Consider the following 17,183-nt stretch of genomic DNA (forward strand, 5'->3'; position numbering starts at 1 on the left):
GGGATTGATCAAACCTTCAAGCAGCTCACAGCGACCGAATAGATAGGAGATCTTCGATGCTAGACCGTTCTGAAGTCGATAAAGTGGCCCATCTCGCCCGCTTGACCTTAACAGAGTCAGAATCAGAACAATTTACAACCCAGTTAGGGGATATTCTTGACTATTTCGAGCAATTGAGTGAACTCGATGTTGTCAATATTGAACCCACGACTCGGGCCATTGACGTCAGCAACATTACCCGGGCCGATACCTTGCACCCTTACACGGATCGAGAGGCTATCTTGGCCTGCGCACCTGACCAGGAAGATGATTACTTCAAAGTTCCTAAAATCATGGGCGATAGCTAAACCCAAACAGATCACTGCCTTTGACAAACCCTCCTTATCCAGAAAAATATTTGAATTCCTGGAATAGAGATCTGTACCATAGATAAGGGCATCCCCTGATTAGATTCGATCGGATTAGCAACGCCAAGATGTTCTGGGCTCCAACATTTTTTGGGTTGTCGTCATTTTTTGGAAGGAACCGTTTACGATATGCCAACCATTGAAACTCGCACCGAACCCATGGTCATCAACATGGGACCTCAACACCCCTCAATGCACGGTGTGTTGAGACTTATGGTGACCCTTGATGGCGAGAATGTCATTGACTGTGAGCCTGTGATTGGCTACTTGCATCGCGGCATGGAAAAAATTGCCGAGAACCGGACCAACATCATGTTTGTTCCCTACGTCAGTCGGTGGGACTATGCAGCTGGGATGTTCAACGAGGCCATTACGGTCAATGCCCCTGAGCGTTTAGCAGATATTAAAGTTCCCAAACGGGCTAGCTATATCCGGGTGATCATGCTGGAGCTGAACCGGATCGCCAACCACCTGTTGTGGTTAGGGCCATTTCTTGCTGACGTGGGCGCTCAAACCCCATTTTTTTACATCTTCCGCGAACGGGAAATGATTTATGACCTGTTTGAAGCGGTCAGCGGTATGCGCTTCATTAACAACAATTATTTCCGTATGGGGGGCGTTGCCGCCGACCTGACCTATGGATGGGTCTCCAAATGTCTCGATTTTTGCGACTATTTCCTCCCCAAAGTCGATGAGTATGAACGGCTGATTACCAACAACCCCATCTTTATTCGCCGATTAGATGGTGTAGGCACCATCAGCCGCGAAGACGCCATCAATTGGGGCCTCTCCGGCCCAATGCTCCGGGCCTCTGGCGTAAAGTGGGATCTCCGTCGTGTTGACCACTATGAGTGCTATGACGACTTTGATTGGGACATCCATTGGGAAACTAAGGGCGATTGCCTAGCCCGCTACTATGTGCGCATCCGCGAGATGCGCGAGTCTGTCAAAATTATCCAGCAAGCGTTGGAGCATCTCCCAGGTGGTCCCTACGAAAATCTGGAAGCCAAGCGGATGATGGAAGGGCGCAAGTCGGAGTGGAACTCTTTTGAGTATCAGTTCTTAGGCAAAAAGTTAGCTCCCACCTTCAAAATTCCGGAAGGGGAACTCTATGCTCGGGTTGAAACGGGCAAAGGAGAGCTAGGAATCTACTTAATTGGGGATGAGAATGTTTTCCCTTGGCGTTGGAAAATTCGTGCCCCTGATTTCAATAATCTGCAGGTCTTGCCTCAATTGCTGCAAGGGATGAAGGTCGCTGATATCGTGGCGATTCTCGGCAGTATCGATGTAATTATGGGGTCAGTTGATCGTTAAGCATTAAGACCGATTTTTGGAAATTTATCTGTTAACTTGCTGCAAAGCAAGTACTGTTTCCATGTCTAATACTGCAAAACTTATTCAAGAGATGCAGACTTATTATCACCATAGGGCAGCCCTGTACGATGTTTCGATGGGATATGACCAACCTGAAACAGTGATGCAACTGACCCCGGTCATTGAGCGACTCAGGCAGTTGGTTACAGACAAAAAAGTCTTGGAAATTGCCTGTGGTCCCTGTTTTTGGACCCAACAAATCTATGATTGCACTCATTCAATCTTGGCAACGGACTTCAATCAAAGCGTGCTAAACCAAGCAGCAATGAAAAAGCTGTCTTCAGATAAAGTTCAGATGCAACAGGCGGATGCCTATCAGCTTGATGGTGTTCCGTCCAACTTTGAGGTTGCTCTAGCGATTGATTGGTTGTCCCATGTTCCCAAAACCCGCCTACAAGGCTTTTTAAAAAATTTGCATCGTCATGTGCAGGGCATGGTCATATTTTGCGATCAGCTACCTGGCCCCCAATCTCAAACGGACACATTTGATGAGGAAGGTAACCATCTCCAGCAAAGAACCCTACCCGATTCTTCGTCTTATACCGTTATTAAGCATTTCTTCTGTAATCAGGAGATAAATTCTATTTTCACGCCATTCACACCTCAAATTGCAATAGAACGATTTCCACAAACACGAAGATTGCTGATCCACTATCCTCTTATAGCAGCTGAGAACCTATCATGAGCTTGTTATTTTTCTAAAACTCAGTAATGACAAGATTTGTAAGGAAGGCAGGCGTCCTAACCATCTGCCTCGCTTCTATACCAACCTAGAATTATTGATCAAGCACTGTAGAGCATGTCTCAACAAAAGCCACTGTGGTTGTTTATTTCATTGGCGTTTGACGTTATTGGCTGATCTTGAATCTTTGGTCTTAAGGCTTAAATCCTAAAATTTTAGCCAGATCAGGCTTTTTCTAATATCAACTTGGTGCGCTTGAGGGGTTCTGGAATCGAAATGGGATATTTCCCGGTAAAGCAAGCTGAACAATAATTTTCAGGATTTTTGTGCGTGGCCGCTAGCATCCCTTCCCAACTGAGATAGTGCAACGAGTCCACGCCAATTTTCTTAGCAATATCTGACGTAGACGTTGTCGCCGCGATCAGTTGATCTTGATCATCCGTATCAATGCCATAGAAGCAGGGATGAGTGACAGGCGGTGAAGACACGCGCATATGAACTTCCTTAGCACCCGCTTCTCGCAGCGCCCGCACAATTTTATAGCTAGTCGTACCTCGGACAATCGAGTCATCCACGATCACGATTCGCTTGCCTTCTAGCACATCCCGAAGCGGATTAAGCTTCATGCGAATGCCAATTTCGCGCATGGCCTGAGTCGGCTGAATAAACGTCCGACCCACATAGCGATTTTTGATTAAGCCTTCAGCATAAGGAATTTCACTTTCTTGGGAATAACCTATGGCAGCGGGAACCCCAGAATCGGGGACGGCAATTACCATATCTGCGTCCACTGGAGACTCTTGTGCCAAATGTTGTCCCAGGCGTAACCGATAGCTATACAGACTTTCACCTTTCATATGGCTATCTGGGCGGGCAAAATAAATCATCTCGAAAATACATAGCTTTCGCTCAGGTTGTGGAGCCCACGTCTGAGCGGTCATCCCTTCTGCGGTGATGTGAACAATCTCACCAGGTTCAATTTCTCGCAGGTGGTTTGCCCCGATGATGTCTAGAGCACAGGTTTCAGAGGCCAATACATAGTGAGGCGCATTGGGATTATCTTCATTTTCCAAGGTGCCCAAGACCAAAGGACGGATGCCGTGGGGGTCACGGATACCAATGATACCTGTGGGAGTGCCAATGACTAAACTAAATGCGCCTTCACATTGTTGGCAAGCAGTAATCGCGCTTTGGTGCCAATCTTTCCCTGCTTTGATGGCTTCACCAATAGCATAGGCAATAACCTCAGAATCCGTTGTGGTTTCCAAAGGGCAGTTTTGAGCTAGCAATTTTTCGCGGAAATCGACAGTGTTGACCAGATTGCCATTATGAGCCAGCGCCAGTGAACCTTTAGGGGTCTCGACTACAACTGGTTGGGCATTGGCAACCCGGCTCGATCCCGTTGTAGAGTAACGAGTATGGCCGACGGCTATGTAGCCTGGTAATTCATTCAAAATCGGTTCTGAGAAGACTTGGGAAACCAATCCCATATTTTTGTAGGTATGAGTCTGCCCCTCAGCAGTGTAGGTGGTAATCCCTGCTGACTCTTGGCCCCGATGTTGGAGAGCATAGAGTCCAAAGTAGGCTAGCTTAGCGGCTTCAATGCCGGGGGCAAATACACCAAATACCCCACAGGCTTCTTCCGGTTTGTCTGCTGACCACGATTCGGTAGGAAGGTTGGGATCGGCAGGATCGGTGCCAGAAGAAATCGGTGGAACAGAAGCAGCAGAAAACATATTTAAGTCATTAAGTAAACGGAAGAAACCAGAAAAACTGACACAAACGCTTGCCCTCTCTAGCCAAGCAAGCCTGGATTTACACTAGCTTGGACTCAATGGCTTGAGACCATCGTTGAGTGACCTCTTCAATCCTAACCTTGATTAAGGTTTGGTGAATATTTGTTATGAGCATAAGCTCTGAATTTGGAGTCGTGACCGTTCCGAGATATTGCCAATATTGCGGCAAATGCTGTTGTAAATAGAGTTCCCAATCTGCTTGGTCAGTTTTGCCGACAGAAACAATAATTCTGGCTCCCCCTTCTCCAAATAAGACCTGATCCCAACGGTTTTCCCCTGTAGGAACCTGAATCTCAGCGCCTCGTTGGCCACTGGTGCAGGACTCGGCTAGCGCTACGGCCACTCCTCCTTCTGCACAGTCATGGGCAGAGTGAAGCCAGCCTTGTTGAATGCCGTGGCGACAGGTGGCTTGGACTTGGGCTTCTAGATCTAAATCGGCATGGGGGGGCTCACCGGCTACCTGATGATGAATGCTGGCTAAATATTCCGTACCGCCTAAGGTGACGAGATCACTTGCAGCGTCGAGAGGAATGCCCAGCAGATAAATCAGATCGCCTTCCGCTTGCCAGCCTTGCTGACAAATCTTGTTGAGATCTGGGACTAAGCCCACCATGCCAATCACTGGAGTGGGATAGATGGGCTGGGGCTGCCCCTCGGCATCAAAGGTTTCGTTATAGAGGGACACATTTCCCCCGGTTACAGGGGTTTGCAAATGACGACAGGCTTCCGATAGTCCCCGGCAGGCTTCTGCTAATTGCCAATAGCCAACGGGCTTCTCTGGACTACCAAAATTAAGGTTATCAGTAACAGCAATGGGTTCTGCCCCAACACAACTCAAATTGCGAGCCGCTTCCGCTACGGTCATCTTGGCCCCTTCATAGGGATCCAAATAGACGTAGCGAGCATTGCAGTCGATGGTGGCGGCAACGGCGGTTTTGGAATCTACCCCTGAATCAGGGGTTTCTTGGTTGGCGACGGGACGAAGGCGAACGATGGTGGCATCGGCATCACCGGGCAAGACAACGGTGTTATTTTGCACCTGATGATCGTATTGGCGATAGACCCAGCGCTTGCTGGCGATGGTAGGAACTTGTAAAAGCTGTAAGAGAATGTCTGACCAAGAGTGTTGTTGGCCTTGAATTTCGATGCCTTCGGCGGTACAAGAGGGGATGCGATCGCAACGCCATTCCCGTGCTTTCTGTATATACTCAGGCGGTTCCGCCAAAACCTCACGCTTATAAATCGGCGTATTGTCGGATAGAGCCGTAGCCGGAATTTCCGCCGCCACTTCTCCCTGAAACCGAATCTTGACAATCGGATCGGCGATCACCGAACCAGCAACGACGGCATGTAGTCCCCAGCGATGGAAAATATCAATCAGCTCTTGTTCCCGGCCTTTTTCAGCCACAAACAACATCCGCTCTTGAGATTCGGAGAGCAAATATTCGTAGGGTACCATTCCCGTTTCTCGGTTTGGGATCAGATCTAAATCCAGATCAATACCAACGCCACCTTTTTCCGCCATTTCAGCAGTGGAGCAAGTCAGCCCAGCCGCTCCCATGTCTTGGGCAGCCACCACCGCTCCGGTTTGGAAAGCTTCTAGACAAGCTTCAATTAAAGATTTTTCGAGAAATGGATCACCCACCTGAACGGCAGGCCGATCTTCCACCTCAGAAGTGGCATCCAGTTCAGCACTAGCAAAGCTAGCCCCACCCATGCCGTCTCGTCCAGTGGTAGATCCGACATACAGTACCGGATTGCCCACACCAGATGCGCCTGCTTTAACAATTTCAGCGGTTTCCATCAGGCCCATGGCCATGGCATTCACCAATGGGTTGCCAGTGTAGGCCGGGTCAAAATACACCTCGCCTCCGACCGTCGGAACGCCTACACAGTTTCCATAGTGGGCGATTCCAGCCACCACCCCGCTAAATAAACGGCGAGTACGGGCATCTTCCAGATCGCCAAACCGCAAGGAGTTAAGAACGGCAATGGGGCGGGCGCCCATCGTGAAAATATCGCGTAGGATGCCTCCAACCCCTGTTGCCGCACCCTGAAAGGGCTCAACGGCAGAAGGATGGTTATGGGACTCGACTTTAAAGGCAAGCTGCAGACCATTCCCTAAATCCACCACCCCAGCATTCTCACCAGGGCCCACTAAAACATGCTTACCTTCGGTGGGAAATTGCGAGAGCAAGGAGCGGGAATTCTTATAGCAGCAATGCTCAGACCACATTACCCCAAACATGCCCAGTTCAGCTCGATTGGGGTGGCGTCCCAAACGCTGAACAATATCGTCGTATTCTTCGAGCTTTAGCCCTTCAGCAGCAATTTCTTCAGGGGAAAAGGGAGCAGATCCAGGGCTTGCCATGTACTCTATACCAATCGCACAAGTCCTCATTGTACAGGTTGATCTGGAGCATCGATTCAGGCTGAATCAGATATTCAGAAATGCTCAGAACTTATATTCAGTGTCTTTAGAAATACCGCAAATAGACTGAGATTGCAGTGCTCTACATAAAATTAAGGCCAGAGAAAACTTGCTAAATTTCTAATAAAAATAGGCAATCTAATCATATAAATAATTCGGTATTTTTGTATATTTTTCACTAGTAAAACGCTATTTTTTATTTCAGCAAATGTTAAGAATATATTTAATTTTGCATAAAGTTAGAAATAAAAACTGATGAGTAAGTATAGTTCTGCAAGATCTGATGCTAATGCAGCTTTCTGACTATTTCAGTTGATCGAGAAAGGATGACTCCAGTGTAAATGCTGGATTCTCATAAAAAGCAACTGAATATTGTACAACTCTAGTCTTATTGGAGGAGGCTAGACCAATTGAGCCGCTTTTTAGCACGGATTAATAGAGGTAAAGCTATTGAGGAAGCGTTTGTAAGTATCTCTATAAACATCTAGCAGTATGGGTTTATTTTAATTGACAAGAAATACGGAGAATCTCTTTTTATAAGGAATCTCAGCAAAATTCTTGGGTAATTCGAGAGCAATTAAGCACCAATCATTAATCGGCTAGCTTCTCGATACAAAGGAGCCAATCTACTCAAGGCTACAGACGTAGTGAAGAATTGATTGGCTAGCAGTGTGTTCTTAGCAATTCAATACTGCTCAAGTTGGACGATGTCTTTGAAACATCAGTCCAATTAATCCTCATATATTTTCTCTGCCGAAGCAGATTTTTATGTCATTCGGAACAGAGGTTAATTCAGAAATGAAAAATTTTCTTGATCGATTATGTCAACAAATCAAATCTTGGCTTTTCAATAAGCCAGCAACCATTCAATCCACAAAAAAGGAGACACATAATATGGTTAATCCAGACACCAATCCCACAACTACTAAAACAACAAGTTTTGCAGACTTTGTTTCAGATTTTCCACAAAGCAAAGATCCAAAAATTTGCAAACTTGCAGAGGACTTTGCTGATCGGCTACTCGATAAAGAATGTGAAGCAAAAGAATTCATCATTGACGCGGGTCATCCCTATCCAAAAGCTAAAGATCCAAAAGCTAAAGTTTGCAAACCAGCAGATATCCCAGAACTTGCTCCTTGTTTCCAAATTCACTGGGGGGACGGGCCGAAGGACATGATTGAAACCACAGATACTGAGTGTCTGTGCATCACGGCTTGCAATCCCTATTCCAACGTGACTTTCAAAGACTTAACAGTCGTTATTTCTGTTGTGACTAAAGCAGATGGCACACCTGTACCGGAGTTACCCGATGGCACGCCTTCTGTTTACGTTAAGCCCTCTAAGTTTGTTTGCTTTGGTGATTTGCCACCTTGCAATCCTCATAAGCCTGACAAGCTCTCTTGCCTATCGCGGGAACTAGTTTTAGTTAGCTGTGGCGCAAAGGAAGGGGATTATTGCTTCAAGATTCTCTACTGCTACTCAATTCACTTTGATCTCAAAGGCGTAGATAAGTTCAAACTACCATTGTGTGCGAGTTAGGTAAACGCTCAGATTGGTGAATGACGCATTGGGCTTGCATTCAATACGCAAGCCCAATGCCGTAGAAAATAATCAGGAAAGATCGGCTTCACGGCTTAGGAATAGCAAGCGTTGCCTCATCTTTGAACTCTACAATGCCCACGTTGGGTAAGACTCACAAAATACGATGTGCCGCTCTTGTATATCCACCAGTTTGTGATTGAGCGATTAAGACAGCATTAACAGCTACCAAAAACTCACTTTTGCAAGCTGGATCAGCACTATCACCATCCGCTAATAGACTCATATCACTGAGTTCATCCGCTATTCGGTGTTCAGGTGTCGATTCCCATCTACGCAGTAAGTACTCATATGCCGCGAGATAAGCCTGTTCAATAGAAATTTTGTCTTTATATTTGAGCATGCTTCATTTCACTCATCATTATGCTGTTGATAAAGTCTTCTATAATCGCATGGAAGGACAAGTACATTGCCAAGCAGTTATTCCCAACTAAATGTTGCTTTATAAATATTTTTTGGTCCAAGTTCTCACAGCTTTGCGGAGTGCACGTCTACCTCGTTGACGATGTTCGTTGATGAGCTGAGGTAATTCTCGAATGGGGAGCTGCGGAAATACTAGGCTATTCTCTGCCTCTGCATATTCTCCTTGACACAGATGGTAAATCGTTAACTGCCCATCGTCATAACACCATAATTCAGGGACACCCAGCCGGGCATAAATGGGTAAGCGGTTTAACGACTTACTGGTAACATCAATTTCTAACGACAAATCAGGTGGCGGATCACGGTCTAGGTCAAACGATAATTTCCCTCGAACTTTAGATTCATTTTGAAAGTAAAAGCAGTTATCTGGCTCTAGTCCAGCTTCTTTGATTTGTCGTCGCCAAGTCGTCGATCCATAGCTTTCATAATCCCGTTCTAGGACATCAGCAATTTCTTTGGTAGCCTCGCTGAGAACTTCCTTGTAATATTCGTGTTCTGGCAGAGGTGTCATAATCTCAAGAGTTCCACGATCATAGGCTAGACGAGCAGCACGATGATCGCCCAAGTTATGGAGAAGCGCTTCAAATTGTTGCCAACTAATGTTATTGAGAAGGATGCGATCGCATCTCCGAAACGTTGTAACCATGAGATCTCACGTAAAATCTGCCTTTATCCTATCGTCTCTGAAAAGCCTTGATTGGCATGGGTTTCTTCTAAACAAGACCGACTCAGCAGTTCGGACTTGACTGTGAGCGGATATTCCTGGGGTGATCCGGCAGACCATTCCCACATCGATCCTGCATAATTTTTCACCTGGAAACCCAAGTCAGTAAGGACAACGGTTAGCCACCCAGAGCGGATTCCCCCGGTACAGTAGGCCACAATCTCTTTATCTCGAGTAATGCCCATCCTTTGTAGCTTCGCCAGGATTTCTGCTTGGGGTAACAGCATACCCTGCGGGGTTAATAAATCACGGAAGTGAAGCGACACTGCCCCTGGAATATGCCCTGGGCGTTGCTCGCCATAGGGAGTAGCTCCAGCATATTCTTTCGGTGTACGCGTGTCGATAATGACCAAATTGGCGTTTTTTAGTGATGCTTTGAGGGTTGCTTGCTGCATCTGCCATGCGACATTTCTATGGATGGCAAAATTCCCGATCCTTGGCTGTGTGGTTGGAATAGGGTTCACCTGCACTAGGGCCGTATATCCACCATCCACCATTGCCACCTGCTGATGCCCTAATGTCCGCAACATCCACACAATGCGTCCCTCTTCTCCCCACCCTCGCGGCGGATTCGCAAACACCACGACGGGACGATTCTGAGCAATTTTTAGTTTTTTCAGTTTCTGAGCAAGCCGTGCATTATTATCAAGCAGATTCCCCTTGCTCACTTTGTGCTGGGGCGAAAAGTCTTGCCATCGAACCGATACGCTACCGGGCAACCGATTAAGCCCCAACCACTGATTACTTCGGGCATCTAGAAGCGTCGCGCCTTGGTCAATCAACGTTTTTGCTTCAGAGGCACTGACAATCCAGGTTTGCGCAAGATTAGGGGTCTGAGTTCGCTGTACATAAGCAGCCTGGGGCAGTTCCGCTGGAGAGCGGGTAGTAAGGGTATACGTCAGTGCGATCGCACCCAAACACAGCACTATTCCTAGAGCGACTGCTTTGATCACCTGGGTAGGGTGGGATTTATGCTTCATCTTATTTATGACCAGCAGTTAACTAGACCCGAATGAAAAATTGCTAAATTACAAACATTGTTGTGGCTGGTCATTGTAGGGCGTCACGTCCAAGGGAGCCTATCGCTGACAGCAGTACCAACCGCTATCGATATTTGGCCAGCCAGGTTGTGATCATCCTACAGGCCATAGCGTGATCATGGCATCAATGGGGGCTTTACTGGGAATTACTTGAACTCTCTTGAGCCTCTTAGCAAACCGTAACGATGCCAAAATCACAACAACCTTATCCACAACCAGTTAGGATACGTTTGGGTTTAGGTATTTGCTAACCATCCAACCTCCGCTTTGCTCGCCAAACGCGTGACAATAGTTTTATTCCAGATCCATGGTCAACAGTGTTGAGGGTCATGGGTAGCGATGAGACTGTACACCTCTCACACAAGCATTACGGATTATGCTCGGTCGAACCCTCGGTGGACGATATCAAGTTCAGGACACCCTTGGTGGTGGTAGTTTTGGTCAAACTTACCTGGCCATAGATATTCATCGACCCGATCGCCCACAATGTGTAGTCAAACATCTCAAGCCAGCAAAACGAGATCCCGAGTTTCTGCCAAAAGCTCGGTCTCTATTTGAGCGGGAAGCCGTCATGCTGGAGAAATTGGGGAGCCATGATCAGATACCGCGCTTGTTAGCCTACTTCGAAGAAAAACAAGAGTTTTATTTGGTTCAGGAATACATCCCCGGCCCCTTACTGCGCAAAGAATTACCCCAGGGCTGTCGATGGTCAGAAGAACAAGTCACCCAACTCTTGCTGGATATCTTGTCCATCTTGGCCTTCATCAATCAATTCAATGTCATCCATCGCGATATCAAACCCGAAAATATTATCCGCCGCCAGCAGGATGGTCGACTAGTCCTCATTGACTTTGGCGCAGTCAAGCAGCTGAGGAAGGAACTGAGCAGCGATCCTCATCAGCCGCTGCCAGTGGGAGGGACGATTGCTATTGGGACGCCTGGCTACATGGCTCCTGAACAGGCCCAAGGCCGGCCCCGCGCCAATAGCGATCTCTACGCTTTAGGGATGATTGGCATCGAGGCCTTTATTGGCAAAAATCCGACCCAATTTACCCAAACAGCCCAGGGCGAAATTGACTGGCAGGAAGAAGTGCCTGTGAGCCCAGCCTTAGGGGATGTGCTGCAGCAAATGGTACGCTATCACTTTCAATATCGATATCAATCGGCGGAAGAGGTTTTAAAGGATCTGCAAGCTCAACCGTCGTCAGGATGGTTCAAAAAAGTCGGTAAAATGCTGCGATCGCCCGTACAAAACCTGTGGGCCGACGATCCTGAGCTCACTGAAAAACGCAGCAACCCAACCACCCCTCAAATTGTCCGGAACTCTCTAGGATCAGATGCCCTCTCCGCAGATCCAGAAAGTGCGACACAACCCTTTGCAGAAGTGACCAGCCAGGTTTTTATTAGTGCCTTAAACCGTGAACCTGAGCTGCAAGTGGCCAAGGATTTATTTGAAGCGATTAAAGAAGCAGGCTATCAGCCCTTTATGTCCACGCAGAGTTTGGAATTAAAAGAGAATTGGGCGCAGCATATTGATCACGCCCTCAAAGCTTGTGACTTTTACATCTTGCTTTTATCGCGGGCCTCGGCCCATAGCGAGCTGATGCTACAGGAAGTGAGAGCCGTCAAAGCGCTGCATCAGAGCCGTTCGAAACAGCGACCCCAGATTGTACCCATTCGGGTTGATTTGCCGATGGATGGTTCCTTGAATTACGAATTACGAGGCTATTTGCATCGGTTACAGCAGCGTATTTGGCGGTCTGCCAGTGATACCTCCAACCTCGTCCAAGATATTTTGGCCGCCTTAGAGGCCAGCGAGTCAGTTGCCAGAACCACTGGACAAGTCAGTTCCGGTTCGTTTCCAACAGTGCCGCCCCCTAAGCAGGGATCGGATGCGCCCCCGTTACCCGTCGCCGAGCCAGAATTGCCTGAGGGGCAGGTGAATGTAGCGTCCGCATTTTATATTGAGCGACCGCCGATAGAGTTGCGCTGTGCTGAAACCGTTATCCAACCAGGTTCGTTAATTCGAATTAAAGCCCCTCGGCAAATGGGCAAAACCTCACTGATGGCCCGAATTCTCCATGAAGCCTCCAGTCAAGGATTGAATACGGTGTCCTTGAACTTACAATTGGCAGATGGCAAGGTGTTTACCGATCTAGATAAGCTTTTGCAGTGGCTCTGCGCCAGTGTCAGCCGCCGATTGCGCTTGCCCAACCGGATTGCCGAGACTTGGGATGATATTTTTGGTAGCAAATACAACTGCACCGCTTATTTTGAAGAATATGTGCTGCCTGAATTGGATGGTCCGCTAACATTAGCCCTGGATGAAGTCGACCGAGTATTCGAATACCCCGAAATTGCTAGCGACTTCTTTGGCCTGCTCCGTGCCTGGCACGAGGAAGCCAAAAACCAAGAAATTTGGCAAAAGCTACGGCTGATTGTGGTCCATGCGACAGAGGTTTATATCCCTCTCAATACCAATCAGTCCCCCTTTAATGTCGGCTTACCCATTGATTTACCCGAATTTTCCTTGGCTCAAATTAGTCAATTGGCAAAGCTTCACAACCTAGATTGGGATAAAGACCAAATCACTCAGCTCCAAACCCTCATCGGTGGACATCCCTATCTGACCCGGCTGGCCTTGTATCACGTTGCCAAAGGGGATATAACTGTTGATCAACTGCTAGAAACGGCACCGACAGAAGCAGGACTCTTCCGCGATCACCTACGGGGCCACTGGTGGAATTTGCAGCAGCACGCCCAGTTGGCTAAAGCCTTTATTGCCGTCGTCACGTCAGATCAGGCAATTTCTCTCGAACCATCAGTGTTGTTTAAGCTGCATAGCTTAGGTCTCATTCGGCTGGTCGGCAACGGGGCGCAACCCCGCTGCGATTTGTATCGTCAGTATTTTGCGACGGTGGCTACTGACAAAGAGGCCAACGAATAAGGGTGATATTTTGAGACTATTGGCTCGTCCCCTAAGGACTACCCACCCGTTATGGTTTGTATATGGATATCTCTGTTTCAGGCTGGACGCCAGATACGTCACCTATTAATCCCTATCAGGTTGGGGGCAGCTTACCCGTTGATACTCGCACCTATGTGGTCCGGCAGGCCGATCGCGACTTGTATCAAGCCTTAAAAGCAGGTGAGTTTTGCTATGTGCTTACCGCTCGGCAGATGGGCAAGTCGAGTTTGCGCGTCCACACTATGAAGCGATTGACCGTGGAAGGGTTTGCCTGTGCCTCGATTGATGTCACCAAAATTGGCAGCCAAAATATTACGGCTGAGCAATGGTATGCCAGTTTAATTGGAGCATTAGTCAGCGAATTTAAGCTCGGGGATAAATTTCATTTGCGGTCTTGGTGGCGAGATCGCACCCTATTATCCCCCGCTCAACGCTTGACTGATTTTATTGAGCAGGTCCTGTTTGCCCATGTCCCCCAGAACATGGTTATCTTTATTGATGAAGTCGATAGTTTGCTCAGTCTGAGCTTTTCTGCTGATGACTTTTTTGCCCTGCTGCGGGCCCATTACAACAGCCGAGTAGATCGCGATGATTTTAAGCGACTTACCTTTGCCTTGTTCGGTGTTGCCACGCCTTCGCAGCTGATTCAAGACCAGCAGCGCACCCCTTTTAATATCGGCCGAGCCATTCGGCTGCAGGGTTTTCAAACCTCAGAAATTCGTCCCCTCACCTTGGGGTTGGGTGAGATCTCTGATTACCCAGAACGCTTGGTGAAAGCCGTTTTAGGTTGGACGAATGGTCAACCCTTTTTGACCCAAAAGCTGTGTAAGTTCTTAGCCACGGGTCCCACCATCCCCCCCGGTGAAGAAGCAAAAACCATTACCGAGCTAGTGCAGTCGCACATTCTCCATAGTTGGGAAGCTCAAGATGAACCGGAGCATCTCCGTACGATCCGCAATCGCCTGCTGCAAAACGAGAAACGGGCCGGACGGCTACTCGGCAGCTATCAGAAACTCTTAGACCAACCCGACTGGCAAATCGGCATCCCCATCGATAACAGTGCAGAGCAGATGGAACTTCTGTTATCGGGATTGGTGATTCAGCAGCAGGGACAGCTTCATATCCACAATCGCATCTATGCAGAAATTTTTGATCTGGCCTGGGTGGAACACCAATTAGCGCAATTGCGACCCTATGCCGCTGTGATGCAATCTTGGCTGCGTACTGGAGGACAAGATCCGTCGCGGCTGCTACGAGGACAAGCGTTACGGGAAGCCCTTGCTTGGTCAAATTCCAAGAGTTTAAGTGATCAAGACTACCAGTTTTTAAGTGCGAGCCAAAACGCCGATAAGCAAGCGGTTGAAGTTAGCCTCCAAACTGAACGGCAATCTAAAAAGGCGATTGAAGAAGCCAATGAAATTCTAACGGAAGCCCATCGGAAGGCCCGCCGGATTTTCAGAGTTGCGATCGCAGCTTTAGCACTCGTCTCCGGTATTTCCGTTTTGGCCATTGCAGTGGGGATTCGCACCGGCCGAGATCTACAAGAATCGCAGCAAAGTCTTGGTTTGGAACAGGAAGGGGTGATTACCCTGCGGCAGTTTCCCACCAACCAACTCCAAGCCTTGCAATCTGCCATTGAGCTGGGCCAAAAACTGCAAGACTTGGTGCCTGCCAAACGCTCCTTGCAGGACTATCCCACCGTCAAACCCATTTTTGTACTGCAAAGTATTCTGGACAATATCTATGAAACCAACACCTGGCAGGGACACAAGGGGCGTATTTATAGCGGTTCGTTTAGTCTTGACGGCAAACAGCTGATCACGGCAGGGAAAGATGGATATGTCCGAATTTGGTCTCAACAAGGTAAACAGCTACAAGAATTTCAAGCTAACCCGAAAGGCACCAAATTTGCTGCTTTCCTCAAAAATGACCAAGTTTTGACGATTTCCTTAACTGGGCAGCTTCAGTTTTGGGATGCTGAGGGTGATCTTAAGTCCACCCTGCCACAACCAATCGGCAAATTGAGAAGTATTCGGTTTAGCCCAAGTCGTGACCAGTTCGCGACTGCTTCCACCAACGGTCAGGTCTATATCTGGGATCAAACTGGTCAGCGACTGGCTCAGTTCACGGCCAATCATCAAACGGTGAGTAGCTTAAGTTTTAGTTCTGATGGGCAGACCTTGATCACCGTAGGAACAGACGGCACCATGCAAGCTTGGACACTATCTGGTCAGAAACTGAGTGAATGGAAAAGTCGAATTAATCCTAATCTAAAACTTAACAGCGTCAGCTTTTTAGCCAGTGCGCCCTCTACCCAAAGCTACCAGAAGCAACGATTTGCCATGGTTGGTACGGATGGTCTGATTCGTCTTTGGAGTGCATCTAGTGCACAGCCTTTGAATGTGTGGCGGGGGAGTCAAACCTCACTGTACCTCGTTGATGCCAGTCCCACCGGAGAAAAACTGGTGACACTGGGAGAAGACAGTACCATTCGAATTTGGGATTATGCAGGAAGAAAACTAGCGGAACTGAAAGGGCATTCCGGTCTAGTGAGTAGCGCTAGCTTCAGTCCTGACGGTAAGCGTCTACTGACCACTGGTAGAGATGGTAGTCTCCACTTGTGGGATCTCGCAGGTCAACAGCAATGGGCAGGAAAACATCAAAGTATTTGGAGTGTGGCGATCCATCCACAGCAAGATACCGTGGCGACAACCGGAAAAGATGGGATGTTGCGGCTGTGGCAAACCAATGGAGACCTACTCTGGGAAAAACAAGCCCACGATAAGGGAAACGATGTAGTATTTAGCCCCGATCAAACACAACTCGCAACCGCTGGAGAAGACGGCTACGTGCGCATGTGGGATTTGCAGGGCCGTCAACGGGAAGCACATCTCGTCGATAAAAAAGGCGTGTATGCCCTGAGTTATGCACCAGATGGTAAATTGCTGGCAGCAGCGGCTAACGATGGTAGCGTTCATCTGTGGGATTTTGCGTCCAGAGACCATCGACACTTTGAAGCATCTACCCAGCCGGTGTGGGCCATTCGGTTTAGCCCTGATGGCAAACAACTGGTGACGGCTGGCAAAGACGGACAAATTAAAGTCTGGACGCCTTTGGGCAAGGTATTGAGCCAATTTGATGCCCAGCAAGGTTGGCTGAGCGATGTTCGTTTTAGCCCTGATGGCAAACAGCTAGTGACGGCTGGCAAAGCAGGCACTGTTAAATTTTGGTCTATCCAGGGCCAATTGCTGCACCAGTTTCAGAGTCATCCCAATGATATTCTTCGCCTAGTGCTCAGTCAGGATGGCCAGCGCCTCGCAACCGCAGGTCAAGATGGCATCGTCAAAATTTGGACCTTCACAGGGCAACAATTAGCAGAATTCATGGGACATCAAGGGGCTGTATATAGTCTGCAATTTGCAGCGGATAGCCAGTCTTTAATGACAGTCGGCAAAGATGACGTTGTTCGGATTTGGCAAACCGGCACTCTTGCTCAACTGTTACATCGCGGCTGTCAATGGCTCCAGACTTATCAACAGCGACATCCTGATGCTACTAATGCTTGTCCTCAACGTTAAAATAAGCAGATAAGGGTTGCTTTGCATCCGAATGGTAGCTCAATCACCGTATACCTCACTGGCCTGATCCAGTATGAGACGTTGTCAACTAATATGAAGTTAAATCAGCCCATAAACGTCACTGAGCGGAATCGTTTGCCAACCGTTTCCCTACCTATTCC

At 48.0% G+C, this 17,183-nt stretch carries 11 protein-coding genes; 6 read left to right on the top strand and 5 right to left on the bottom strand.

From position 1 onward, the window contains the following. The first annotated feature begins 56 nt into the window (after nt 1-56). From gatC to Q0991_RS09235, 3 genes are all read left to right on the top strand, one after another. Nucleotides 57-347, top strand: coding sequence for an Asp-tRNA(Asn)/Glu-tRNA(Gln) amidotransferase subunit GatC (gatC, locus tag Q0991_RS09225; RefSeq protein WP_299487649.1), 291 nt, complete (start codon nt 57-59; stop codon nt 345-347). A 189-nt stretch (nt 348-536) separates the two neighbouring features. Next, entirely contained in the window at nt 537-1,721 is a 1,185-nt protein-coding gene (locus Q0991_RS09230; protein ID WP_299487651.1) for an NAD(P)H-quinone oxidoreductase subunit H, read from the top strand. A gap of 61 nt (nt 1,722-1,782) precedes the next feature. Further along, on the top strand, nt 1,783-2,466 hold the full coding sequence (locus Q0991_RS09235; RefSeq protein ID WP_299487653.1) for a class I SAM-dependent methyltransferase: 684 nt from the start codon (nt 1,783-1,785) through the stop codon (nt 2,464-2,466). A gap of 221 nt (nt 2,467-2,687) precedes the next feature. Here Q0991_RS09235 and purF read toward each other — a convergent pair whose 3' ends face one another. Next, nucleotides 2,688-4,199 (bottom strand): amidophosphoribosyltransferase, encoded by a 1,512-nt coding sequence (purF, locus tag Q0991_RS09240; protein ID WP_299487656.1) that lies wholly within the window; start codon nt 4,197-4,199, stop codon nt 2,688-2,690. 79 nt (nt 4,200-4,278) lie between these two features. Next, the gene (gene purL, locus Q0991_RS09245) at nt 4,279-6,630 is read right to left on the bottom strand and encodes a phosphoribosylformylglycinamidine synthase subunit PurL (RefSeq protein ID WP_299487658.1); all 2,352 of its coding nucleotides are present in this window, start codon (nt 6,628-6,630) and stop codon (nt 4,279-4,281) included. Between the two features lie 828 nt (nt 6,631-7,458). On the opposite strand from purL, the gene Q0991_RS09250 reads away from it, so the two are divergent. Next, complete coding sequence (locus Q0991_RS09250) at nt 7,459-8,229, top strand: hypothetical protein (protein WP_299487660.1); 771 nt, start codon at nt 7,459-7,461, stop codon at nt 8,227-8,229. Between the two features lie 154 nt (nt 8,230-8,383). Here Q0991_RS09250 and Q0991_RS09255 read toward each other — a convergent pair whose 3' ends face one another. From Q0991_RS09255 to Q0991_RS09265, 3 genes are all read right to left on the bottom strand, one after another. Beyond that, a complete protein-coding gene (locus Q0991_RS09255) occupies nt 8,384-8,632 on the bottom strand; it encodes a hypothetical protein (protein ID WP_299487662.1) in 249 nt (82 codons plus the stop codon). Between the two features lie 99 nt (nt 8,633-8,731). Further along, complete coding sequence (locus Q0991_RS09260; RefSeq protein WP_299487663.1) at nt 8,732-9,358, bottom strand: Uma2 family endonuclease; 627 nt, start codon at nt 9,356-9,358, stop codon at nt 8,732-8,734. A 23-nt stretch (nt 9,359-9,381) separates the two neighbouring features. Next, nucleotides 9,382-10,416, bottom strand: a complete 1,035-nt coding sequence (locus Q0991_RS09265) for a rhodanese-like domain-containing protein (RefSeq protein WP_299487665.1) — start codon at nt 10,414-10,416, stop codon at nt 9,382-9,384. A 436-nt stretch (nt 10,417-10,852) separates the two neighbouring features. Between Q0991_RS09265 and Q0991_RS09270 the strand changes: the two genes are divergently transcribed. Continuing rightward, on the top strand, nt 10,853-13,423 hold the full coding sequence (locus Q0991_RS09270) for an AAA-like domain-containing protein (RefSeq protein WP_299487667.1): 2,571 nt from the start codon (nt 10,853-10,855) through the stop codon (nt 13,421-13,423). Nucleotides 13,424-13,485: 62 nt separating this feature from the next. After that, nucleotides 13,486-17,022 carry an AAA-like domain-containing protein gene (locus tag Q0991_RS09275; RefSeq protein WP_299487669.1) on the top strand — a complete coding sequence of 1,179 codons (3,537 nt, stop codon included), beginning with the start codon at nt 13,486-13,488 and terminating at the stop codon, nt 17,020-17,022. The last annotated feature ends 161 nt before the right edge of the window (nt 17,023-17,183 follow it).

The sequence above is a fragment of the Acaryochloris sp. IP29b_bin.137 genome (genome assembly GCF_028285745.1).
Classification (GTDB): Bacteria; Cyanobacteriota; Cyanobacteriia; order Thermosynechococcales; family Thermosynechococcaceae; genus Acaryochloris.